This window comes from Rarobacter faecitabidus, assembly GCF_006716265.1.
Taxonomy (GTDB): domain Bacteria; phylum Actinomycetota; class Actinomycetes; order Actinomycetales; family Cellulomonadaceae; genus Rarobacter; species Rarobacter faecitabidus.
In genome coordinates this window covers 1,727,196-1,749,723 of record NZ_VFOS01000001.1, presented here as the reverse complement: position 1 = coordinate 1,749,723, position 22,528 = coordinate 1,727,196, and the positions used below count along the sequence as shown (strand labels likewise).

Annotated in this window: 20 protein-coding genes; 14 read left to right on the top strand and 6 right to left on the bottom strand. The window is 66.7% G+C overall.

All coding sequences use genetic code 11. The features are described 5' to 3' along the window. Positions 1-138 precede the first annotated feature (138 nt). Positions 139-1,377, bottom strand: a complete 1,239-nt coding sequence (locus tag FB461_RS07650) for an acetate/propionate family kinase (protein WP_246046071.1) — start codon at positions 1,375-1,377, stop codon at positions 139-141. Beyond that, positions 1,374-3,476 (bottom strand): phosphate acetyltransferase, encoded by a 2,103-nt coding sequence (gene pta, locus FB461_RS07645; protein WP_142120416.1) that lies wholly within the window; start codon positions 3,474-3,476, stop codon positions 1,374-1,376. Before pta ends, FB461_RS07650 begins: the two co-directional genes overlap by 4 nt. Positions 3,477-3,652: 176 nt before the next feature. Between pta and FB461_RS07640 the strand changes: the two genes are divergently transcribed. The 6 genes from FB461_RS07640 (at position 3,653) to FB461_RS12440 (ending at position 8,772) form a co-directional block, all read left to right on the top strand. Further along, entirely contained in the window at positions 3,653-4,498 is an 846-nt protein-coding gene (locus FB461_RS07640) for an SURF1 family protein (RefSeq protein WP_246046142.1), read from the top strand. Positions 4,499-4,594: 96 nt separating this feature from the next. Further along, a complete protein-coding gene (locus tag FB461_RS07635; protein ID WP_142120412.1) occupies positions 4,595-5,350 on the top strand; it encodes a CAP domain-containing protein in 756 nt (251 codons plus the stop codon). Between the two features lie 39 nt (positions 5,351-5,389). After that, the gene (locus tag FB461_RS07630; RefSeq protein ID WP_142120410.1) at positions 5,390-5,788 is read left to right on the top strand and encodes a DUF3817 domain-containing protein; all 399 of its coding nucleotides are present in this window, start codon (positions 5,390-5,392) and stop codon (positions 5,786-5,788) included. A gap of 30 nt (positions 5,789-5,818) precedes the next feature. Continuing rightward, positions 5,819-7,393: a glutamine-hydrolyzing GMP synthase gene (gene guaA, locus FB461_RS07625; protein ID WP_142120408.1), complete on the top strand. Its 1,575-nt coding sequence runs from the start codon at positions 5,819-5,821 to the stop codon at positions 7,391-7,393. Between the two features lie 39 nt (positions 7,394-7,432). After that, positions 7,433-7,717, top strand: a complete 285-nt coding sequence (locus FB461_RS07620; RefSeq protein ID WP_142120406.1) for a hypothetical protein — start codon at positions 7,433-7,435, stop codon at positions 7,715-7,717. Between the two features lie 128 nt (positions 7,718-7,845). After that, positions 7,846-8,772: a hypothetical protein gene (locus FB461_RS12440; protein WP_342776120.1), complete on the top strand. Its 927-nt coding sequence runs from the start codon at positions 7,846-7,848 to the stop codon at positions 8,770-8,772. Positions 8,773-8,813: 41 nt separating this feature from the next. On the opposite strand, the gene FB461_RS07610 is transcribed toward FB461_RS12440, so the two are convergent. Both FB461_RS07610 and FB461_RS07605 read right to left on the bottom strand, forming a co-directional pair. Further along, positions 8,814-9,116, bottom strand: coding sequence for a hypothetical protein (locus FB461_RS07610; RefSeq protein WP_142120404.1), 303 nt, complete (start codon positions 9,114-9,116; stop codon positions 8,814-8,816). Further along, a complete protein-coding gene (locus FB461_RS07605) occupies positions 9,113-10,612 on the bottom strand; it encodes a PspC domain-containing protein (protein ID WP_170222651.1) in 1,500 nt (499 codons plus the stop codon). Before FB461_RS07605 ends, FB461_RS07610 begins: the two co-directional genes overlap by 4 nt. Positions 10,613-10,758: 146 nt before the next feature. Between FB461_RS07605 and FB461_RS07600 the strand changes: the two genes are divergently transcribed. The 3 genes from FB461_RS07600 to FB461_RS07590 all read left to right on the top strand — a co-directional run bounded on the left by FB461_RS07600 (position 10,759) and on the right by FB461_RS07590 (position 13,336). Next, positions 10,759-12,081, top strand: a complete 1,323-nt coding sequence (locus FB461_RS07600; protein WP_142120399.1) for an ATP-binding protein — start codon at positions 10,759-10,761, stop codon at positions 12,079-12,081. Then, a complete protein-coding gene (locus FB461_RS07595; protein WP_142120397.1) occupies positions 12,078-12,794 on the top strand; it encodes a LuxR C-terminal-related transcriptional regulator in 717 nt (238 codons plus the stop codon). Before FB461_RS07600 ends, FB461_RS07595 begins: the two co-directional genes overlap by 4 nt. Before the next feature lie 197 nt (positions 12,795-12,991). After that, positions 12,992-13,336, top strand: coding sequence for a hypothetical protein (locus tag FB461_RS07590; RefSeq protein WP_142120395.1), 345 nt, complete (start codon positions 12,992-12,994; stop codon positions 13,334-13,336). 239 nt (positions 13,337-13,575) lie between these two features. Here FB461_RS07590 and FB461_RS07585 read toward each other — a convergent pair whose 3' ends face one another. Together FB461_RS07585 and FB461_RS07580 are read right to left on the bottom strand one after the other, a co-directional pair. After that, complete coding sequence (locus FB461_RS07585; protein WP_142120394.1) at positions 13,576-14,433, bottom strand: phosphoadenylyl-sulfate reductase; 858 nt, start codon at positions 14,431-14,433, stop codon at positions 13,576-13,578. Further along, positions 14,430-16,268 carry a nitrite/sulfite reductase gene (locus FB461_RS07580; RefSeq protein WP_142120392.1) on the bottom strand — a complete coding sequence of 613 codons (1,839 nt, stop codon included), beginning with the start codon at positions 16,266-16,268 and terminating at the stop codon, positions 14,430-14,432. Before FB461_RS07580 ends, FB461_RS07585 begins: the two co-directional genes overlap by 4 nt. Before the next feature lie 188 nt (positions 16,269-16,456). Between FB461_RS07580 and pcrA the strand changes: the two genes are divergently transcribed. The 5 genes from pcrA to sucD all read left to right on the top strand — a co-directional run bounded on the left by pcrA (position 16,457) and on the right by sucD (position 22,481). Beyond that, positions 16,457-18,940, top strand: coding sequence for a DNA helicase PcrA (pcrA, locus tag FB461_RS07575; protein WP_142120390.1), 2,484 nt, complete (start codon positions 16,457-16,459; stop codon positions 18,938-18,940). A gap of 57 nt (positions 18,941-18,997) precedes the next feature. Next, positions 18,998-19,402 carry a VOC family protein gene (locus FB461_RS07570; protein ID WP_142120388.1) on the top strand — a complete coding sequence of 135 codons (405 nt, stop codon included), beginning with the start codon at positions 18,998-19,000 and terminating at the stop codon, positions 19,400-19,402. A gap of 28 nt (positions 19,403-19,430) precedes the next feature. After that, positions 19,431-20,258 (top strand): endo alpha-1,4 polygalactosaminidase, encoded by an 828-nt coding sequence (locus FB461_RS07565; protein ID WP_142120386.1) that lies wholly within the window; start codon positions 19,431-19,433, stop codon positions 20,256-20,258. Between the two features lie 121 nt (positions 20,259-20,379). Next, on the top strand, positions 20,380-21,558 hold the full coding sequence (gene sucC / locus FB461_RS07560) for an ADP-forming succinate--CoA ligase subunit beta (protein WP_142120384.1): 1,179 nt from the start codon (positions 20,380-20,382) through the stop codon (positions 21,556-21,558). Positions 21,559-21,590: 32 nt separating this feature from the next. Further along, positions 21,591-22,481, top strand: coding sequence for a succinate--CoA ligase subunit alpha (gene sucD, locus FB461_RS07555; protein WP_142120382.1), 891 nt, complete (start codon positions 21,591-21,593; stop codon positions 22,479-22,481). Positions 22,482-22,528: the final 47 nt, after the last annotated feature.

Here is a 22,528-nt window from a genome sequence, read left to right as displayed (position 1 = left end):
GTTGTCTTCGGAATCGCAGAGACGGTGCGCCTCGTGCGCGCGAAACGTAGGGCGAGGCAGGCATAGCCGGAGATCCACCGATTGGCTAGGGGTGACATCCGACTTGAAGTCAGATGGTCGGACGTCACCACCCGGAATTCACTCGCTGCCGATAAGTGCGACGACCTGGCGGGCGATCGCGAGCTCCTCGTTCGTGGGCACGACCATGACGTGCGTGGAGGTCCAATCGCGCGAGATGATGCGCGGCTCCTTGGAGCGCTCCAGGTTGCGCTCCGGATCGATGGCTACGCCCATCGGTTCCAGATCGGCGATCACGCGCGCGCGGACGATGTCATCGTTCTCGCCGACGCCGGCGGTGAACGCGATGACGTCCACCCGGCCCAGGACCGCGTGGTAGGCGCCGATGTACTTGCGCAGGCGGTGGATATAGACGTCGAGCGCGAGCTTGGCGTCCTCGTTCCCCTCCGCGATCAGGCGGTGAAGCTCGCGGAAGTCGTTCTCCCCGCTGAGGCCCTTGATGCCGGACTCCTTGTTGAACAGGTGGTCGATTTCGTCGATCGACATCCCAGCGTTGCGCACGAGGTGGAACACAACGGCCGGATCGATGTCACCGGTCCGGGTGCCCATGACCAGGCCCTCCAGCGGGGTCAGGCCCATCGATGTCTCGACGGCGACGCCGCCCTTGACGGCGGTGATCGATGCGCCGTTGCCCAGGTGCAGCACGATCGTGTTCAACTGCGAGAGGTCCCGCCCCAGTACGCGTGCGACCTTGCCGGACACGTACTGGTGACTCGTGCCGTGGGCCCCGTAGCGGCGGATGGCGTACTTCTCGGCGACGTCCTTCTTCAGGGCGTACGTATAGGCGGCCTCGGGCAGCGTCGTGAAGAACGCCGAATCGAACACCGCCACGTGTGGCACGTTCGGCAACAGCCGGCGGGCGACCGCGATGCCCTGTACGTGCGCTGGGTTGTGCAGCGGGGCCAGGGGTGCGAGCCGCAGGATCGTGGCCTGGACGTCGTCGTCGATGAGCGTGGGCTCGGAGAATACGTCCGCCCCCTGCACAACTCGGTGTCCGACGCCGACCACGTTTGCGCGATCGAGATCCGGACCGACCTCGGCGAACAGCCCGAGAACGATCTCGAGCGCCTCGGTGTGGCTCTTGATCGGCTGGCGTCGCTCGGTCTTGATCCCGGCGAATTTGTGGCTGACGAAGCCCTCGTCCTCCCCGATGCGCTCAACGATGCCCACGGCGACCGGCTCGCCCCCGGCGGGGTTGACGAGCTGGTACTTCACGGAGGAGGATCCCGAGTTCAGCACGAGGACCGTGTCCGAGGCGCCATGCGCGATGAGGCCGTCGGATGCTGCGGGGGATGTCACGATTCGATGCTCCTGGTGGACTGGGCCTGGATGGCGGTGATGGCTACGGTATTGACGATGTCTTGGACGAGCGCTCCTCGGGAGAGGTCGTTCACCGGCTTGCGCAGACCCTGGAGAACCGGGCCGATCGCCACGGCACCGGACGAGCGCTGCACCGCCTTGTAGGTGTTGTTGCCGGTGTTGAGGTCCGGGAAGATGAAGACCGTCGCGCGTCCGGCGACATCCGAGCCCGGCATCTTGGACGCGGCGACGGAGGCATCCACAGCCGCGTCGTACTGGATCGGGCCTTCGACCGACAGGTCGGGGCGCCTTTCCTTGACGAGCCGCGTCGCCTCGCGCACCTTGTCGACGTCGACTCCGCTGCCGGACGCGCCGGTCGAGTAGGAGAGCATCGCGATGCGCGGCTCGACGCCGAACTGCGCCGCCGTCTGCGCCGAAGAGATGGCGATGTCGGCCAGTTGCTCCGCGGTCGGGTCGGGATTGACGGCGCAGTCGCCGTACGCGAGCACGCGATCGGCCAGGCACATCAGGAATACGGACGAGACCACCGACGTTCCGGGGATCGTCTTGATGATCTCGAAACTGGGCTTGATGGTGTGCGCCGTGGTGTGCGCGGCGCCCGAGACCATACCGTCGGCGTAGCCGAGGTGCACCATGAGGGTCCCGAAGTAGGAGACATCGGGCACGATCTCCCGCGCCCGGTCGACGGTCATCCCCTTGTGCTTGCGCAGATCGCTGTATACCTGGGCGAACTCCTCGATGAGGGGCGACGAGGTCGGATCGATGAAGGTCGCGTCGGACAGGTCAAGTCCGAGCGCTGCGGCCCGAGTGCGGATCTGCGCTTCGTTGCCGAGGATGGTTAGATCGGCGACCTGCCGCTGTAGCAGCGTGGACGCCGCGCGCAGGATGCGGTCGTCGTCGCCCTCGGGCAGGACGATGCGCTTGCGCTCTGCGCGCGCGCGGGTAAGAAGGTCGTATTCGAACATCAGCGGCGTGATGACCTGCGGACGCTCGACGGCCAGCGCGTCGAGGAGCGCGGCGCCGTCGACGTTCTGCTCGAACAGCGTCAGAGCCAGGTCCTTCTTGCGCTGCGAGGCGTTCGAGACGCGACCGCGCACGGCGGCGGTGAGGTTGGCCGATTTGAACGTCCCGTAGTTCGTCTTGATGATCGGGAGGCTGAGGCCGAGATCGGCGACCAACCGGCTCACCTGGGGGGCGGGCTCGAATCCGCCGTTGAGGATGATACCGGCGAGCGAGGGGAAGTTGGTCGCGCTGTGCGCCATCAGCAGGCCGAGCAGGATGTCGGAACGATCGCCCGGGGTGATGACCACGCCGCCGTCGGTAAGCCGGTCGATCAGATGGTCGATGTTCATCGCGCCGATGATGACGTCGAGCGCCTCACGGTCCAGTAGTTCGGCATCGCCGGACACGACCTCGCCGTCGACCGCGCCCACGAGCTGGCGCACCGTGGGAGCTGCGAGCAGCGAGCTGTCGGGCAGCACCCACACGGGTGCCTGTGCGGCTGTCAACACGCGGCGCAGCTCGTCCGCGTCCTCGGGGATCGCCTTGTTGACGATCGCCCCTATGAGCGATGCGTGATTGACGTGCAGAACTCCGGCCGCAACGTCGATGAGTTGCTGGATGTCGTCGTGCGAGCGGTGCGCTCCGGATACGACCAGCAGTACGGGTGCGCCGAGGTTGGTGGCGATCTGCGCGTTGAACGACAGTTCGGTGGGACCGGCCACGTCGGTGTAGTCGGAGCCGACGATGACTACGACATCGCATTCGCGTTCGATCTCGTGGTACTTCGTCACGATGCGCGACATCGCGGCCTCGGGGTCGGAGTGCAGGTCCTCGTAGTGGACGCCGGTCGCCTGCTCGGTCGTGAGGTTCACGCCGTCGTGGGCCAGCAGGAGGTCGAGCACGTAGTCGCGGTCCTGGGTCGCGCCGGGGGTCGCGTGCTTGGTCCGGGCGATCGGCCGGAACACCCCCACCCGTTTGACTTCCCGGGCCAGTAGATCGACGACGCCGAGGGCAATGGCGCCCTTTCCGGTCTCACCTTCGGGTGAGGTGATGTAAATGCTCCGAGCGGTAGTCACTCGCGGTCGCCTCCTGGATTGCGCATTTCAGCGTGTAGTACCAATCCAACCGTATCCGGTGGTCGGCCTAGGTGGGACTTACGGGATGCGAGCGGGTGTCATTGGTCACATCTGCGTTCCTCGGCCGTCCCCGGGTTTTCCCAGGCGTCAGGTGCAGCGACTACGGTGGAGTCGTGATGGCGACCGGTGGCGAGGCAGGCGGGCGTAAGCGGACGTTCGTCGAGGTGGCGCTGACCGGCAAGATGCTCGGGCTGCTCGCGGTTATGCTCGTGGTCGCGGTCGGTTGCGGACTGCTGGGCCAGTGGCAGTTGGGGCGCTCGTTCGAACGGGCCAGGCTCGCGAGCGAGCAGGCGCGTCTTGAGCGGGAGCAGGGAGATGCGACCCCGATCGCCCAGGTCATCGCGCCGCAGTCGAAATTCGGCGGTGACCTCGTGGGTCGCGCCGTCACCGTCAAGGGCACCTTTGAGCCTCAGCAGTACTACGTCTCTGGTCGCGCCCTCGAGGGCCGCGCGGGCGTGCTCGCGCTCAACATCCTCCGCGTCAGCGACGACGGTGCCGGGGGAGCGAGTTGGCAGGGTCTTTCCGGGGCGCCCGCGCTCGCGGTCGTTCGTGGCTGGTCCGGGTCGGTGGACGAGGCCTCCGCTTCTCCCGCGCCGACGGGAACCGTCGACCTCACCGTCTACCTGCAGGGCGGGGAGCCGGGGGGTAGTGCTCCGGACGCGAACGGGATTATGTCCACGATCAGCGCCGCGCAGTTGCTGCACTACACGCCAGGCCCCATCTACTCCGCCTATGGGGTGCTGGCCGGTTCGTCGCCGGACGCCGCGGGCGGGCTGGCGCAACTTCCGCGCCCGCAACTCGACGGCGGCAGTTCGGTCAACCTGCGCAACTTCTTCTACGCCATCGAATGGTGGGCGTTCGCCGGATTCGCCGTCGCCCTGTGGATCCGGATGGTGCGCGATGACATGCGGCTCGGATCCTCTGCGGTCTCGCTCGACGACCTCATGGCAGCCTCGTCGTAATTGTCCGTCTCCTCCTATTTGTTCCGCGGGCGATAGGGCCGATAATGGAAAGTGCGGAGCGCCCTCTCTCCGGTTTGCGCACGCGATGGGAGATCGATGATGCGCACGTGGGAACTGAGTGGCGGCAGGGTCGCCCGATCTCTCGGCGCGCTTGCGCTCGCTCTCGCCCTGATCCTCGGCGTCACCTGTGTCACGTCGACCTCCGCGGTGGCCCTCAGCAATTCCGATGGCCGGGCGCGCCTGCTCAAGGAACTCAACGATCTGCTAGTGAAGCAAGGATTGCGGCCGCTCACCCCGAGCCCCGCTCTCACCTCGGTGGCGCAGAAATGGACCGCCCAGCAGTATCGACAGAACACGCTCGCGCACAATCCCAAGGTTGGCTCGTTGATTCCGAAGAACTGGCGTTCTTGGGGGGAGAACGTTGGCTGGGCCCTCGGTTACGCGAACAATGCGGTGACCATTCACCAGGGCTGGGTCGATTCGCCCGGCCACTATGCCAATATGACGGCCAGTAAGTTCACGCATGTTGGGATCGGCTACGTCGAAGGTAAGAATGGTGCCTACGCGACCCAGGTCTTCGCGACGTACCCAGGCTCCTCCAGCCCGGCGGTCAAGAGCGTGAAGCCGAAGAAGGTCAAAGCGGGCAAGACCGTCAGGATTACCATCAAAGGCAGGTCGTTGGGCGGCGTCACCCGCGTCAAGATCGGCGGCAGGCAAGCCAAGATTGTGAAGAAGTCGTCGAAGAAACTGGTTGTTCGCGTCAAACTGCCCGCCGGCAAACTCCAGGTGAGAGTCCGGACCGGACTCGGCTGGTCCGCCGCGACCTCGAAGTCGCGTGTGACGGTGCGCTAACGGGCCGCGCACCCAGTCGCGGCAACTACGATGACTCTCATGACAGGAACTGACGAATCTGCGCCGGCGATCAGCCAGCAAGCCGGGGCCGCCGCCATCAAGAGCGCGACCGGATCCACCCTGCGGTATCGCATCCTCGCCTGGATAACCGGAACCATGCTGCTCGCCCTGTGCGTCGAGATGATCCTCGACTACTTCGTGAAGATCGACGTATCGGCGATCGCGTGGATCCCGTTCGTGCACGGCTGGGTCTACGTCGTCTACCTGGTGACCGTGATCGACCTGTGGACCAAGATGCGCTGGGGGGCAGGCCGGCTGACGACGATGGTGCTGGCCGGCGTCGTGCCGGTGATGAGCTTCATCATGGAGAAGAAGATCCATGCCGAGGCACTGATCAAGATCGAGGCCGCGCGCGCCGCGCTCGGGAGTCGACCGTAAAGGTCCGATTCGCCCACTATCCTTGAGCACGTGACTTCTTCGCCCAGCCACCGCCCTGTCCTCGTCGTTGACTTCGGTGCGCAGTACGCGCAACTGATCGCCCGGCGCGTGCGCGAAGCGCGCGTTTTCTCGCAGATCGTTCCCCACACCGCGACGGTGGACGAGATCATGGCCAAGGATCCCGCCGCCATCATCCTGTCCGGCGGGCCCTCGTCCGTGTACGCCGAGGGCGCGCCAGCCGTCGATCCGCGGCTGTTCGAGCAGGGCGTGCCCGTCCTCGGCATCTGCTACGGCTTCCAGGCCATGACGGTGGCGCTGGGTGGACAGGTGGCCGAGACGGGTCTGCGCGAGTTCGGCCGAACGCCCGTGAACGTGTGCGAGGCCGGTGTCCTGCTGGCGGGCAGCCCGGATGAGCAGGCCACCTGGATGAGCCACGGTGACGCCGTTCACGCGGCGCCGGAGGGCTTCGCGGTGCTGGCGACATCCGCTGGAGCCCCCGTGGCCGCGTTCGAGGATGACGAGCGGCGCCTCTACGGGGTCCAGTGGCATCCCGAGGTCAAGCATTCTCCCCTGGGGCAGTCGACGCTCGAGAACTTCTTGTACAACGGCGCGGGCCTGCAACCCGACTGGACACCGGGCAACGTGATCGCCGAGCAGGTTGAGCGCATTCGCGCCCGTGTGGGCGACGCACGAGTCATCTGCGGGCTCTCCGGCGGGGTTGACTCGTCCGTCGCGGCAGCGCTCGTCCAGCGGGCGATCGGCGACCAACTGACCTGCGTGTTCGTCGACCACGGCCTGCTGCGCGCGGGCGAGGCGGAGCAGGTGGAACGGGACTTCGTCGCCGCCGTGGGCGTCAAGCTCAAGGTGGTCGACGCCGAGGAACGCTTCCTGACGGCGCTCGCGGGCGTGACCGACCCGGAAACCAAGCGCAAGATCATCGGCCGTGAGTTCATTCGCGTGTTCGAGGACGCCGCCCGTGAGGTGGTCGCCGAGGCTGGCGAATCCGGGGGCGAGGTCAAGTTCCTCGTGCAGGGCACTCTCTATCCGGACGTCGTGGAATCCGGCGGCGGCGAGGGCGCGGCCAACATCAAGAGCCACCACAACGTGGGCGGGCTACCGGACGATCTGCAGTTCGAGTTAATCGAGCCGTTGCGCACGCTGTTCAAGGACGAGGTTCGCTCCGTCGGACTCGAACTTGGCGTGCCCGAGGCGATCGTCTGGCGTCAGCCGTTCCCGGGCCCGGGGCTCGGCATCCGGATCATCGGCGAGGTCACGCGCGCGCGCCTCGATATTCTGCGCGAAGCCGACCTGATCGTCCGCGAGGAACTGAGTGCCGCGGGACTGGACCGGGAGATCTGGCAGTGCCCGGTGGTGCTGCTCGCCGACGTCCGCTCGGTCGGAGTGCAGGGCGACGGGCGCACCTACGGCCATCCGATCGTCCTGCGTCCGGTATCGAGCGAGGATGCCATGACGGCCGACTGGTCGCGGCTTCCGTTCGAACTACTCGCCCAGATTTCGAATCGCATCACCAACGAGGTCGCGGACGTCAATCGGGTCGTCCTGGACGTCACGAGCAAGCCGCCAGGCACCATCGAGTGGGAGTGACCTCCCCTCGTGCCCAGAAGAACCGATGAAGGAGCGAGCATGACCGACGGACCGAACTACTACGACCCGAAGGAACTCTTCGGGAACGACTACGGCAATGAGGAGGGCGACGACTACGAGGAGGGACAGATCGAGATCTCGCCGTCCGAGGACGGTGAGGGCTTCGACATCAGCGGCTCGGTCGAGGACGTCCTCGAGTTCTTCACCGCCGGCCTCACGAGCTTCGTGGAGCAGATTGCCGTCGACGGGGAACTGACCGAGAGTCAGGTGTCCACCGTGATCAAGTCGGTTGCGCAGATTCGCGAGGCGCTCGAACTGGACTGACTGCCATCGCTCGAGCGTCGGGCAATCGTCTCACTCCTCGGCGCGCCCAGTCGCGCCTCGCGGTAAGGCTTCGTACGGTTGTAGGAAATGTCCGCCGCAGTTGATGCTGCGGGCCCCGAGGAGGAACAATGTCGAGCAAAGTCACCATCAGCCAATCCAAGGGCGCACGCGTCGTTGGGCTCATCACGATCATTCTTGGTGCCGTCATGATTGTCGCCGGAATCGCCGCTTACTGGCAGGTTTCGGAGCAGCTTCGCGCGGAGAAGATCACGGTTTCTCAGGACGCGTCGTTCCTGGCAGGCAAGCGGGTGGCCGGCCCGTTCACCGCATACGCACAGGCCGAGGTCATCAACAAGCATGCCCTCGAGGCATCGGACGGCAAGACCTATGCCGAGCTGGATAAGGAAGATCCGACGCGTGCCACCGTTATGAACGCGTCATTCCTGCGAGCCTCGCTCTTCACTTCGGTCGTCGCCTTCGGCGTATCGACTTTGGTAGCCGGCTTGGGCATCCTGTTCATCCTGGTTGGGTGGGCACTGCGGCGCATCACTGTGGGCCCGGCGGTGACGGTCGAGACTTTCGACGGTGCCGCGCGCCACGCGGCTGAGGTTCCTGCCGAGGTAGAAGACACCCCCGCGGCTGATGCCGAAACGCCGCCGCCTACGAGAGCCGCCCGCCGCGCCGCCGCCACCGAGGCGGCCGTTGAACCGGGCGCCGTCCAAGCCCCTGTCCGTCGTAGCGGCGCCGACGTCGCAGAGACTCTCAGTCGCCGTGCGCGTAACGGCGACACATCCGTTACCCCGGTTGTCGCCGAGCCTGAACCGGCTCGTGAGGCGACCCCCGTTATCAGCGACTCGGAGATCCCGCCGGCCGCGTCGACGCCTCCGCCGTCGTTCGACTCGGTCGTCGCCGAGCCCGTCGAACCTGCCGAGGATCCGATTCCGATTCCGCCTAGCCAGTCCTGGCAGTCCCCGGTGAACCGGGCGGCCACGGCAGACGACATCGCCGGTGAATCACTCGAGGACGGATCCACCGGCGAGGAGCCGAAGCCCTGATGGCGGACGGGTAGCCGTCGCATCAGTCACGATCGGCTGATCTAGAGCAGTAGCGTTGGGGTCGTCTCCTCGGGATCGTTCGAGGAGACGACCCCCTCGTTCTGATCGCGTTCGGACCTCGTCGCGTGGTCGTCGTCCCTCGACCTGCGGACGGCGGGAACGACGGCCGCGATCAGCAGCAGAACCCCGGCGACGCCGAGAGCGATCGCGAGCACCGCTTTGGTGTTGAACCCGACGCCGATCCCCCAGGCGAGCAGCAAACCCCCCGCCAGGATGATGAGTATGCCCCAGACGATCGAATTTGCGTTCGGCCCGGTCTTGAAGGGCCCGTTTTTGGTATTCATGACTGCTCCTTGATGGTGACGGAACCGAGGCCGCTTCGAACTTCGATGTAGAGCTCTATCGGTTCCCCGAGTTCGGCCGACCTCGTCTTCAGGGTCTTGGTGTTGACCGCGGAACCGGTCAGGGAATCTGCCTCACTGCGCTGCCAGCGCAGGTCGCCGAAGCCCCACTTGGCGTCGACCTCCGCCGATACCCCGGCAGGTAGCGTGATGGTCAGGTTCGACAGCGTCGCGCGCACGGGGATGGTTACGGGATCGATGGCACTGGTCGCGAGGTTCGTCAGGTCGAGATCGGCTTCTGAGGCGACGAACACGAAGCCTTGTTGCGGCATGTCGGACGCGCGCGGGGCGATATCCGAATCGCTGGCGACAACGACTGTGGGATCGTCCATTCCGGTCGTGAGTTGGCCCCATGCCACGAACGGTACGCAGAACACGAGGACGACTGCGGTGAACGAGCCGATCGCGCCCGATCGTCGCCCGAAGGCACCCGACACGATCATGGCCGCGCCGAAGAGGATCAGTACCGATCCCGTGGCGATGGCTGCGAGATTGCCGTCGATCAGTCCGCCCTGACTCGCCGCCAGCAGGCCCGCTACGACCAGCAACGCAAGTCCGAGGATCGCCGCGACGGCCGGCCCCGGGAGCGATCGCCAGCGCGGCGCGGGTGGCCTCGGTGGCGTCGGCGGTGCGGGCGGCTGTTGCCCCGCGTTGCCCCAGTTCTGGCCGCCGTGCCAATCCTGTCCGTGCCAGGGGTGCTGATTTTCTCCGCCGTTCGCATCCGCCCACTGCGGTGAGCGATCGTTCGTCGTCGGGCCCGCCGGCTGATCGGCCGGCGGCACGTCATCCGCGAGCTTGGCGGAGGTGGCATCGCCACGCGAACCCGCGGCTGCCGACGCAGCGGGGGAGGCTTCCGATGCCTCAGCGTTGCTGGCATCGCCGTCCCCGGTCGGCGCCCCTGCTGCGCTGGCTCTGCGAGGCTGAGCTTGCGAATCGCCCTGCTTCGTCTGATGCGATTGCCACGCCTGGACGCTGTACACGACGACCACGACTATCAGCCCAACCGAAAGGAGCGATCCCGTCGTCGTTGCGATCCAGCCGAGGCCGCCGAAGCCGAAGACGCCCGGGCCGATCAGCCAAGAACCGCCCCACCCGGTGCCCACGAGTATGAACAGGCCGACGCCGATATAGGCGCTCGCCCACACCCCGCGAAGGAGTTCCTGGGCGTGGATACGCCCGTCCGACTCCTCGGGGAGCAGCGCCCATGCGGCCGCGTAGGCGATCCAGCCGACACCCGTGAAGAGCAGTAGCAGGCCGGTGATGCAGCGCGCGAGGATCGGGTCGATGTTCCACTTCCGGGCGAGTCCTCCCGCGACTCCGCCGAGCCAGCGGTCGGATGTGCGAACCAACCCGTGGGAGCGGATCGCGTTGAAGAATCCTGCACCGGGGGATGCCGGCTGCGGCCGAGGCGGTGCGCTGGTGTGAGTGTGCTGTTCCATACCCAACATCGTTGCGGCATTGCCGCCCGCCCGCTATTAGGGATCGCCCTGATTCTTATCCGTACCGCCAGGCATCGACCCTGAGCGAACCCTGATTCGCGCCTCTGCAGCGCCATTGAGCACGGCAGTCATGGCACGATCGATGCATGACCTTCCAATGGGGCCCGGCGACCCCCGCCGATGCCTCGCCGCGCGGCGAGGAGGCCTCGTCCCCCAGGCGTCTGCCGCTGCGACGTCCGGAAACGGGCCGCGTCCTCGGTGGCGTCTGCCAGGGGCTCGCCGCGCACCTGGATCTGCCCGTTCAGTGGCTACGGCTGGGGTTCATCGCCGGCGCACTGCTGGGCGGGGCGACGCTCGTCGCATACGTTTTCCTGTGGGTCATGGTGCCCGCGGGCGATCCCGCTGAGCTGGCGCGTGCGCTCGCCGATCCGCGCCGGGCGCGCACCGCGCCGCAACCGGCCGCGCCGCCGGGCGTCAAGTCGCGCTGGCGCCACGTCTCGATAGCCAACCTGGCCGTGGGCGCGATTCTGGTGCTCGTTGCGATCTTCTTGGTCGTGCGCCCGTTGCCATCGTCCATCGGGCAGTGGCTCGTCCCCTCCTTCGTGGTGGTTGCCGGCGCCTTGCTGAGCTGGTCGCAGCTCGATTCGAGGCAGCGCGACCGGTTGATGGGCGCGGAGGCGGCCTCGGACCGCAAGGGCTGGGTGCGCGTGCGGTTCGTGGGCGGGATCGCGCTCGTGGTGATCGGGGTGCTGGCCTTCGTGGGACGAGGCACCGACCCGGCGACCGCCGTCAGTTCGGCCGTCGCGGCGCTCGCGGTGCTTGTGGGCGTGGCGCTCGTCCTTGCCCCCTGGTGGTTGCGCCTCATCAGGGACCTTGCCCAGGAACGCGCGCTACGCGAGCGCGCCGACGAGCGCGCCGACATCGCCGCGCACCTGCACGATTCGGTGCTGCAGACGCTCGCGATGCTGCAGCGGAACTCGTCCGACCCCGCCATGGTCGCCAAACTCGCCCGAACCCAGGAACGCGAACTGCGCCAGTGGCTGTATGCGGACAACGCAGAGGTGGGAACGTCGCTGGCCGCGGTCGTACGCGATCTGGCCGACGAGATCGAGGACGAGTTCTCCGTAGCCGTCGAGGTCGTGGTCGTCGGCGATACCCGTCCCGATGAGGCGGCCGCGGCGTTGCTGCAGGCGACGCGCGAGGCGTTGAAGAACGCAGTGCGACACGGTCGCCCGCCCTTCTCGGTCTACTGCGAGGTCGGCCCGGAATCGCTCGAGATTTCCGTCCAGGACCGGGGCGATGGGTTCGACATCGATGAGATCCCGGAGGATAGATTCGGCGTGCGGGAGTCGATCATCGGTCGGGTCAAGCGCCGCGGCGGTAGCGTCGACATCCGCCAGCGAGGCGACGGCGGTACGGAGATCAGGATGCGCATGACGCGTAACGGAAGCGAGGAGGTGGCAGGATGAGCGGGAACGAACTGCGAGGACAGGGAGATTCCGAGGCGGGCAGCGACGGTCAGGCGTCCGGCGGGAAGCTCCGGATAGTGGTGGTAGATGACCACGCGATGTTCCGCGCGGGCGTCATTTCCACGCTGCCCGATGACTTCCTGGTGGTGGGACAGGCGGGCGATGTGGACACGGCAGTCAGCGTTATTGGCGAGGCCCGCCCCGATGTCGTGCTCCTCGACGTGCATCTTCCCGGGGGCGATGGCGGCGGCGGGGCGGAGGTCGCGGCTCGATGCACCGCGCTCGGCCTGCCCGCCAGGATGCTCGCGCTGTCCGTGTCCGATGCTGCGCAGGATGTCGTGGGGGTCATTCGCGGCGGCGCGCGTGGCTACGTCACCAAGACGATAGAGCCCGATGCGCTCGCCGATGCTGTTCGGCGCGTGCGTGCTGGGGATGCGGTCTTTTCGCCGATGCTCGCCGGCTTCGTGCTGGACTCGTTCGGCGCCACGCAGCAGCAGGTGGCACAGGAGGACGACGAACTCGACCTGCTCAGCGCGCGCGAGCAGGAGGTCATGCGGCTCATAGCGCGGGGATACTCGTATCGCGAGGTGGCTAGCGAGCTCTTCATCTCGATCAAGACGGTGGAGACCCACGTGTCGGCTGTGCTGCGCAAGTTGCAACTTTCCTCGCGGCACGAGATCACCCGCTGGGCGGCGGCGCGACGGTTGCTCTGACGTGCCGTCGTGTAGTCGGGCGTCCGATCGTCCGGCCATGAAATCGCATCGCTGATGGCGCTTCCGAGGGAATTTCCTCGCGCCGGGAGGGTGGTTGCCGAGTGCGCCAGCGGTCGACCCGCGTCGCATTTTCTGACAAAACCCGCTCCGCTGTAATGGTTTTCGACAAAATTCTGTTGAATTCTTAAGGTAGAGGTATGACTGCTCTTTATGACGCTTTCCTCGTACTGCACCTAGTCGGCTGGGCGATCGTGCTAGGCGGGTATATGGCCACGGTCAAGCAGCCCGGTATCTACAAGGGCACGCTGCACGGGGCACTGACCGCGCTGGTGTCCGGTATCGCGATGGTCGGCATCGCCGAGATGAGCGACGCAGTGCGCGACCCGAACATGGTCAAGATCGGCATCAAACTCACGATCGCACTCGTCGTCGTCGCGCTCGCCTTCATCGGCAAGAACCGGGGCGACGCCGTTCCCGCCGCGGTCAAGCACGCCATCGGCGGGCTCACCGTGGTCAACATCATCATCGCGGTGTTCGTGTAGTTTCGCCCCGGCTCTCCCCGGGGCAATCGCCGAGTTGGCGCACTACCCCTTAGGACACCCGTTAGGGTTGCCGACCTGTTGCACGTCGCCCTTGGAACACCCGTTAGGGTTGCCGAGCACACGATATATCGTGTGCTCGGCAACCCTAACGGGTGTCGGCACGGTTGGGAGTCGGGTGTCGGCACGGTTGGGAGTCGGGTGTCGGCACGGTTGGGAGTCGGGTGTCTGCACGGTTGGGATCAGATGACGTGCAGCCCGCACTCCGTCTTTGTCTGACCGGCCCAGCGGCCCGATCGAGGATCCTCGCCGGGGGCGACCTTCGAGGTGCACGGTTCGCAGCCGATGGAGGGGTACCCCTGGGACAACAGCGGATTCACGACGATGTCGTTGGCGGCCAGGTAGGCGTCCACCTGCTCATCGCTCCAACCGGCGATCGGGTTGACCTTCACGAGCCGATTGGCCTGGTCCCATGCCACGAGCGGCGCCTGCGCGCGCGAAGGCGCGTCGGCGCGCCGCACGCCCGAGATCCACACCTCGTAGTCGCGAAGTCGCTCGCGTAGCGGGACCACCTTGCGCAGTCGGCAGCATTCCGTCGGATCGCGGCGGAAGAGTTCCGGTCCGAGGGCCTCGTCCTGCTCTGCCACCGTCCTGGCACCGGTCACCGTCACCACGGAGATCCGCAGCTCGCGCGCCGCACGATCACGGGTCTCCAGAGTCTGCGCGAAGTGGTAGCCGGTGTCGAGAAACAGCACGTCTATCCACGGCTTGTAACTCGACACGACGTGCGGCAGCACGGTGTCGGCCATCGAGCTGGCCACCGCGATTCGATCGCCGAACGTCGCGGTCACCCACGCCATGACCGCCGCCGTGTCGGCCTCGTCGTCCGCCCCGACGCCCGAGCCGTGCAGCAGGGCGCGCCCCTCCTCTGCCAGTGCGCGCAGCTCGTCCTCGCTACGGCGTACCCGCCGCTCGCGCGCGCGGCGCGCGACGTCGGTGGCCCGCTCCTCCTCGCGGGCGCGCTGCCGAGCAGAGCGCAGTGGTGCAGAACCGCCGCGGAAGAGGGATGTGAGAGCCGGATCGGCCTGGACACCTGTCATCGCAAGTCGTCGTCCTCGGCGCGTAGCGCCCACGCGGCGAAGGTCTCGTCCGCCGAGCGGCCATCGACGTAGCGGCGCGTGACGCGCTCGACGTAGTCGGCGATCCCATCGGCGGTGACCTTGAGTCCTCGCACGGTCCGCCCGACGCCCGCCTCGGCGCGCTGCTCGGACACGAGCCCGCCGCCCAGGTGGACCTGGAAGCCTGGTACCTGCTCGCCGTCGTCGTCCAGTACCAGCTGGCCCTTCAGGCCGATGTCGGCCGTCTGGATACGGGCGCAGGAATTCGGGCAGCCATTCACGTTGAGCGTGATGGGTAGCAACTTGTGCTCGTCGGCGTACGAGCCCAACCGCTCCTCGAGCTGATTGATCGCGGTGGTGGCGGTCGCCTTCGTCTCGACGATCGCGAGCTTGCAGTACTCGATCCCGGTGCAGGCCATGGTCGAACGGCGGAAACTGCCCGGCCGCGCCTCGAACCCCAGTTCGCGCAGCCCTTCGACCACGCGCTCCACGTCATCGCCGGGCACGTCCAGTACCAGCAGCTTCTGGTAGGGCGTGAGCCGGATGCGGTTCGACCCGACCGACTCCGCCAACTCGGCGACGCCCAACAGGGCACTGCCGCTCGTCCGCCCGACGTGCGGGGCCGCGCCGATGTAGAAGTTGCCGTCCTTCTGTTCGTGGACGCCGACATGGTCCCCCGAGCGGGTCGGCTGCGGCGGCGGAGGGCCGTCGGGCAATTCGTACCCGAGGTACTCGTCCTGGAGCACCTGCCGGAACTTCTCCGCTCCCCAGTCCGCCATCAGGTACTTGAGCCGGGCGCGGTTGCGCAGCCGGCGATAGCCATAGTCGCGGAAGATCGAGGTCACGGCGACCCACACCTCGGGCACGCGCTCGGGCGCGAGGAACGTGCCGAGCCGCTGGGCCAGGTGCGCCGACGTGCTCAATCCGCCGCCGACCCACAGGTCGAAGCCGATCCCGAGTTCGGGATGAACGACGGGCACGAGCGAGAAGTCGTTGATCTCGGGCACCACGTCCAGGCTGGGGTGGCCGGTGATCGCCGTTTTGTACTTGCGCGGCAGGTTCGAGAACGAGGGATCGCCCACGTACCGGCGCACGATCTCGTCGATGATCTCGGTCGGGTCGATGACCTCGTCCTTGGCGATGCCCGCCACGGGCGAGCCCAGGATGACGCGCGGAACGTCGCCGCACGCCTCCGTCGTCTGCAATCCGACCGATTCGAGTCGCCGCCAGATCTCCGGCATGTCCACCACGTCGATCCAGTGGAACTGGATGTTATGCCGGTCGGTGATATCCGCCGTGTCGCGGCCGAAGTCGCGCGAGATGCCCGCGATGACGCGCAACTGCTCGGCCGTCAGGGCGCCGCCGTCCACGCGGACGCGCAGCATGAAGTAGCTGTCCTCGATCTCCTCGGTTTCGAGTTGAGCGGTGCGACCGCCGTCGATGCCGGGCTTGCGCTGCGTGTAGAGGCCCCACCAGCGGAATCTGCCGTGCAGATCCTCCTTGGGGATCGAGTCGAACCCGCCCAACGCGTAGATCGACTCAATGCGCTGGCGGACGTTGAGGCCGTCGTCCTTCTGCTTGAGCGTCTCGTTGACGTTGAGCGGTTCTTTGCCGTCGACCTTCCACTGACCATTGGGGCGCGCGGCGCGCGCGGGCCGGGCGGGTCGATCGCCGGCGGCGGCGGTCGCGGGGCGGCGAGTGGCGGCGCCCGGGGCGTCCGCCAGCTGTGTAGCACGGGTGCTAGTGGCGGCGCGCTGCCGTTGCCCGCTCTCGGCGGCAGCGCCGTCAGCGGTCGTGTCAGAGTCGATCGAATCCATCGTGGTCCTTGGGGGGCGGGGATCACCGGGCGGTGCCCGCGGGGAAATCTCCCTGCGGACGTTCTGATTACGCTACGGCGGGGCGACCGGGGTCTCTAGCGGGGTTCACAATCTGGACAATTGGCGACAAGGCGGCGCCTGCCGCCCGTCCCCGCAATGTCCTCGCCACCTACTAGGCTTGGTGCATCATGGCTTCCCTTTTCGACACCCTCACCGCGCGCCTGGCCCGCACTCGGCTCGACAGTCAGGGGACCGCGCGCCTTGCGCAGTTCGCCCCCCTGAGTAGTTTTGCGGACGAGTCCTCCGTTGCTGCCTCGGACGGTGACTTCGCGGATGACCGTGAGAGGGAGGCGACGGCGCTGCTGCGCGGACTCAACCCGCAGCAGCGAGCCGCGGTGGAACACGCCGGGGAGCCGCTGCTAATCGTGGCTGGCGCCGGATCGGGAAAGACGCGAGTGCTCACGCATCGCATCGCCTATCTGCTGGCCACGGGCCGTTCGACGCCGGGTCAGATTCTGGCCATTACCTTCACGAACAAGGCCGCCGCGGAGATGCGCGAGCGGGTCATCGAGCTGGTCGGCCCATCCGCCAGACAGATGTGGGTGGCCACGTTTCACTCCGCGTGTGTACGGATACTGCGCTCCGAGCACGACCTGGTGGGGCTCAAGTCGAGTTTCTCCATCTACGACTCGGCGGACTCGTCCAGGCTGATAACGCTGGTGGCGCGCGAATTGGACCTGGACGCCAAGCAATTCTCCGCGAAGGCCCTCGCGCACCGGATCTCGGACCTGAAGAATGAACTGATCACTCCGGAACAGTTCCGTGCCGCCGCGGATGCGGGCAATGGCGATGGTGCCGCGTTCGATCTGGTTCTGGCCAGCGTGTACGAGCGGTATCAGCAGCGACTGAAGTCCGCGAACGCCGTGGACTTCGACGACATCATCATGCTGACGGTACGCCTGCTGCAGGAGAACCCGGCTGTCGCCGAGCACTACCACCGGCGCTTCCGTCACATCCTCGTGGACGAGTACCAGGACACGAACCACGCGCAGTACGTGCTGGTGCGCGAGCTGGTCGGCACTGATGCGAACTCGAAGGTGCCGCCGGGCGAACTGACCGTGGTCGGCGATTCGGATCAGTCCATTTACGCGTTCCGCGGCGCCACGATCCGCAACATCGAGGAGTTCGAGAAGGACTATCCGAGCGCCCGCACCATTCTGCTGGAGCAGAACTACCGTTCGACGCAGACGATCCTGTCGGCGGCCAACGCTGTGATCGCACAGAACAACGAACGCCGGCCCAAGAAACTCTGGACCGACAGCGGCGACGGTGCGAAGATCGTGGCCGATGTCGCGGACGATGAGCACGCGGAGGCACGCTTCATCGCGGAGGAAGTCGACCGGCTCACCGACGCCGAGGGCGTGAAGTACAGTGACATCGCGATCTTCTACCGGACCAATGCGCAGTCGCGAGCGATCGAGGACAGGCTGATCAAGGTCGGCCTGCCCTACCGGCTCATCGGCGGCACCCGGTTCTATGAGCGCCGCGAGGTCAAGGACGCGGTCGCGTACCTGCGGGTCGTTGCGAATCCCGACGACGACGTCTCGCTGCGCCGCATTCTGAACGTGCCGAAGCGCGGTATCGGGGACAGGTCCGAGGCGGTGATCGCGCAGTTCGCGGCGCGCGAGGGCATCAGCTTCTTCGCGGCCCTGCGCCGGCTCGATGAGCTGCCGGGCATGACGGCGCGCACGACCAAGCCGGTCGCCGGGTTCCTCGCACTGCTCGACGACCTGATCGAGTACGCCGCCGGACATGCCGCCGACGAGGTCATCGAGCGGGCGCTCGACATCACCGGTTACCTCGAAGCGCTCCGGGCGAGTGAGGACCCCCAGGACTACCCGCGGGTCGAGAACCTGGCAGAGTTCCATGCGGTCGCGGTGGAGTTCGTCACGGACTTCCCGGACGCGGACCTGACCGATTTCCTCGAACGCGTCTCGCTCGTCGCGGATGCGGACCAGCTCGCCGACACGGACGGCATGGGCATGCTCACGCTGATGACGCTGCACACCGCCAAGGGCCTGGAGTTTCCGGTCGTGTTCCTGACCGGGATGGAGGACGGCACGTTCCCACACTCGCGCTCGCTCGCCGATGACTCCGAGTTGTCGGAGGAACGGCGGCTGGCCTACGTGGGGATCACGCGGGCGCGCCAGCGGCTGTACCTGACGCGCTCTGCCCAGCGCTCCGCCTGGGGTCAGGCGCAGTCCTTCCCGGCCAGCCGGTTCCTGGACGAGATCCCCGAGTCGCTCATCGAGTGGCGTCGCCGGGAGTCGTCGACCGCCTCCCTTCGTAGCTCCGGTTGGGGCGCCTATGGCGGAGGTCGGCGCAAGTGGGACGAGGACGACTTCGCGCCGGCCATCGGCTCCGGATCGAGCGGCTACGCCCGTAGCAGCAGCGGCGAATTGCCACCGGGTGGCTCGTCCACCCCCGTGACCAAGGTGGAGGCGCCGACCATCTCGCTGACCGTCGGGGACAAGGTGACGCACGACAAGTTCGGGCTTGGAACAGTCGTCGGTCTCGAAGGCAGTGGCCGCAATGCCGTGGCTCGCGTCGACTTCGGGAGCGGCGATGCCAAGCGGTTACTGCTCAGGATGGCACCGATCACGAAGCTGTGACCCGCGGGTCAGTGCTCACCGGTCGCGGTCGAGCCGAGGGCGCGTAGGGTTGGGATCATGGCCACATCACTGAATCCGTATCTGGGGTTTGCCGGCGAGGCACGCAGCGCGTTCGAGTTCTACCAGCGCGTCTTCGGCGGTGACCTCGAAGTCAGCACCTATCGCGAAGGTGGTATGGAAGCGACGCATCCCGACTACCTGATGCACGCTGACCTGCGCACTCCCGATGGCTTCAGGATCATGGGTGCCGACATGCACGATGAGGTGACGCCTGGACACGGCATCACCGTGAACGGCGATAGCGCCGCCGCCGATCGCATCAGGCAGATCTGGGCGGGCCTTTCGGAGGGTGCGGAGATCACCTTCCCCCTCGGCACTGCCCCGTGGGGCGGTGAATTCGGCCAGTTGGTTGATCGGTTCGGCATCGCCTGGCTGCTCGCGATCGAAGACTCGTTCGCCTGACCAACCTGAGAATGCCGAGCGTGACTGGATGAGGGCCGCTGCTGAAGCCCGGACCAGGCGGAAGCCGGCAGCATTGGCGCTGAGCGTGGTCCTGATATTCACGGGAGCGCTGATCGCGAGGGCCGCGCCGGAGGCGATAGCCTCGTCCACAATGAAACCGACCATCCGGCCACTGCCCACCGGAGTCAAAGCGGACTACCAGCTCGGCGGCCCGAGCAAGCCGGCCAAGGGAGTCGGTATCGTCGCCCGAGACCGCCTCGCGCACCCAGCAAGGGGCGTCTACAACATTTGCTACATCAACGCGTATCAAACCCAGCCCGGTGCTAAGAAGCTGTGGGAGCGGCACGGGAAACTCGTCCTGAGAAAGGGCGGCAAGCGCGTCAAGGACGCCGACTGGAACGAGTATCTGCTCGATATCCGTACCGCAAAAAAACGCAAGGCACTGCTGCGCATCGTCGGGCCGTGGATCGACAGGTGCGCACGCGACGGGTTCGACGCGGTGGAGTTCGACAACCTGGACTCGTTTACGCGCAGCCGGGGTCTGCTGACGACCCAGCAGGCGAAGAAGTACGCGAGGCTGCTGGTGAGGCGGGCGCACCGCGCGGGCCTCGCGGCCGGGCAGAAGAACTGGTCCACGTTAGATGGCACCCGCCTGGGCTTCGACTTCGCCGTCGCCGAATCCTGCGCCCGTTACCGGGAGTGTGGCACGTACGCGAAGCACTACGGCGGGCGCGTGATCGACATCGAGTACCGCCGGGTCGACTTCCGGCGAGCCTGCGCGGATCAGCGGGTCCGGATATCCATCGTGCTACGTGACCTCGCCCTGAAGCCCCACGGGCGCCGATCCTGGTGCTGACCCGGGGCGCGGCGGCCACGCAGACCGAGGCGACTATGGTCACGGATGCGCTAAAAACGGACTACCCTGGGATAGAAGTCTTGATGTCAAGACAATTTTATCGAGGGAAGGACCAGCGAGGGTGGACCTGTTCGAATACCAAGCCCGTGACGTCTTCGAGAAGCACGGCGTGCCAGTCCTGGCGGGCATCGTGGCGACAACGCCAGACGAAGCCCAGGCCGCAGCGCAGAAACTGATCGACTCCGGATCGGCCGTCGTGGTAGTCAAGGCCCAGGTCAAGACCGGCGGTCGGGGCAAGGCGGGCGGCGTCAAGATCGCCCGCAGCGCCGACGAGGCGCGGGAACGCGCCGCCGAGATCCTCGGCATGGACATCAAGGGCCACACGGTCCACCGCGTGATGATCGCCGCCGGTGCGGACATCGCGCAGGAGTTCTACTTCTCTGTTCTGCTCGACCGTGCCAACCGCTCCTACCTCGCCATGGCGAGCGTCGAGGGCGGCATGGAGATCGAGCAGCTCGCGGTCGAGCGCCCGGAGGCCCTGGCCAAGGTCGAGGTCGATCCGATCACCGGAATCGACGACGCCAAGGCCGCGCAGATCGTCGCCGAGGCCGGTTTCGCCGCCGACATCGCGGACGAGGTCGCCGACGTCATCAAGAAGTTGTGGGACGTGTACGCGGGCGAGGACGCCACGCTCGTCGAGGTCAACCCGCTGGTCAAGACCGGCGACGGGAAGATCGTCGCGCTCGACGGCAAGGTCACGCTCGACGAGAATGCGGCGTTCCGCCACCCGGACCATGCCGATCTGGAGGACAAGGACGCCGCCGACCCGCTCGAGGCGAAGGCCAAGGAGAACGACCTCAACTACGTGAAGCTGGACGGCGAGGTCGGGGTCATCGGAAACGGCGCTGGCCTCGTGATGTCCACGCTCGACGTCGTCGCCTACGCGGGGGAGAAGCACGGCGGCGTCAAGCCCGCGAACTTCCTCGACATCGGCGGCGGCGCGTCCGCCTCAGTGATGGCGGCCGGACTCGACGTCATCCTCGGTGACGCCCAGGTCAAGTCGGTGTTCGTGAACGTCTTCGGTGGCATCACCGCGTGCGACGAGGTCGCTAACGGCATCGTGAAGGCACTCGAGATCCTCGGCGAGCAGGCGACCAAGCCACTTGTCGTCCGGCTCGACGGAAACAACGTGGTCGAGGGTCGCCGCATCCTGGAGGCAGCCGCGCACCCGCTCGTCAAGCTCGCCGACACGATGGACGGCGGCGCGGACCTGGCAGCCCAGCTCGCACACGGCGCCTGACAAGCCCTGAGCAGAAGAAAGAGAACTGATTAATGGCAATCTTCATTGACGAGAATTCTCGTGTCATCGTGCAGGGCATGACCGGCGCCGAGGGGCAGAAGCACACCTCGCGCATGCTGGCCGCGGGCACGCAGATCGTGGGCGGGGTGAACCCGCGCAAGGCGGGCACCACCGTCGGTTTCACGGTCAAGGACGAGGACATCGAGATCCCCGTGCTCGGTAGCGTCGCTGACGCTGTCGCCGCCACGGGAGCGGACGTCTCCGTCATCTTCGTTCCGCCGGCCTTCGCCAAGGGCGCCGTCGTCGAGGCGATCGAAGCGGCCGTGCCGCTGATCGTCATCATCACCGAGGGCATTCCCGTGAAGGACTCGGCCGAGTTCTATACCCTCGCCACCCAGAAGGGCGTTCGTCTGATCGGCCCGAACTGCCCCGGCATCATCAGCCCCGGAAAGTCGAACGTCGGCATCACGCCTGCCGACATCACCGGGCCGGGCCGCGTCGGCCTCGTCTCGAAGTCGGGCACGCTGACGTACCAGATGATGTACGAGCTGCGCGATCTCGGCTTCTCGACCGCTATCGGCATCGGTGGCGACCCAATCATCGGCACCACTCACATCGATGCCCTCGAGGCATTCGAGAATGACCCGCAGACCGAGGCGATCGTCATGATCGGCGAGATCGGCGGCGACGCGGAGGAGCGCGCGGCGGCGTACATCCGTGAGCACGTCACCAAGCCGGTCGTTGGCTACGTCGCGGGCTTCACCGCGCCCGAGGGCAAGACGATGGGCCACGCCGGAGCCATCGTCTCGGGTTCCTCGGGTACCGCTCAGGCGAAGAAAGAAGCACTGGAGGCAGCCGGTGTGAAGGTTGGCAAGACGCCGACCGAGACGGCCGACCTGCTTCGCGCGGCACTCGGCGCCTAGGGGGCGGCGGCCCGCTCCGCGCGGACGCCCCGCTCCGCGCGGCGGCC

What these genes read in the sequence shown, in the direction of transcription:
- FB461_RS07620 (WP_142120406.1), top strand. Translation starts at nt 7,433, where the DNA reads ATGACCGACGGACCGAACTACTACGACCCGAAGGAACTCTTCGGGAAC.
- FB461_RS07580 (WP_142120392.1), bottom strand. Translation starts at nt 16,268, where the DNA reads ATGGATTCGATCGACTCTGACACGACCGCTGACGGCGCTGCCGCCGAG.
- FB461_RS07565 (WP_142120386.1), top strand. Translation starts at nt 19,431, where the DNA reads ATGAGGGCCGCTGCTGAAGCCCGGACCAGGCGGAAGCCGGCAGCATTG.
- FB461_RS07590 (WP_142120395.1), top strand. Translation starts at nt 12,992, where the DNA reads ATGACTGCTCTTTATGACGCTTTCCTCGTACTGCACCTAGTCGGCTGG.
- sucD (WP_142120382.1), top strand. Translation starts at nt 21,591, where the DNA reads ATGGCAATCTTCATTGACGAGAATTCTCGTGTCATCGTGCAGGGCATG.
- pcrA (WP_142120390.1), top strand. Translation starts at nt 16,457, where the DNA reads ATGGCTTCCCTTTTCGACACCCTCACCGCGCGCCTGGCCCGCACTCGG.
- FB461_RS07630 (WP_142120410.1), top strand. Translation starts at nt 5,390, where the DNA reads ATGACAGGAACTGACGAATCTGCGCCGGCGATCAGCCAGCAAGCCGGG.
- FB461_RS07605 (WP_170222651.1), bottom strand. Translation starts at nt 10,612, where the DNA reads ATGGAACAGCACACTCACACCAGCGCACCGCCTCGGCCGCAGCCGGCA.
- FB461_RS07570 (WP_142120388.1), top strand. Translation starts at nt 18,998, where the DNA reads ATGGCCACATCACTGAATCCGTATCTGGGGTTTGCCGGCGAGGCACGC.
- FB461_RS07585 (WP_142120394.1), bottom strand. Translation starts at nt 14,433, where the DNA reads ATGACAGGTGTCCAGGCCGATCCGGCTCTCACATCCCTCTTCCGCGGC.
- FB461_RS07635 (WP_142120412.1), top strand. Translation starts at nt 4,595, where the DNA reads ATGATGCGCACGTGGGAACTGAGTGGCGGCAGGGTCGCCCGATCTCTC.
- FB461_RS07640 (WP_246046142.1), top strand. Translation starts at nt 3,653, where the DNA reads ATGGCGACCGGTGGCGAGGCAGGCGGGCGTAAGCGGACGTTCGTCGAG.
- FB461_RS07600 (WP_142120399.1), top strand. Translation starts at nt 10,759, where the DNA reads ATGACCTTCCAATGGGGCCCGGCGACCCCCGCCGATGCCTCGCCGCGC.
- FB461_RS12440 (WP_342776120.1), top strand. Translation starts at nt 7,846, where the DNA reads ATGTCGAGCAAAGTCACCATCAGCCAATCCAAGGGCGCACGCGTCGTT.
- FB461_RS07610 (WP_142120404.1), bottom strand. Translation starts at nt 9,116, where the DNA reads ATGAATACCAAAAACGGGCCCTTCAAGACCGGGCCGAACGCAAATTCG.
- FB461_RS07595 (WP_142120397.1), top strand. Translation starts at nt 12,078, where the DNA reads ATGAGCGGGAACGAACTGCGAGGACAGGGAGATTCCGAGGCGGGCAGC.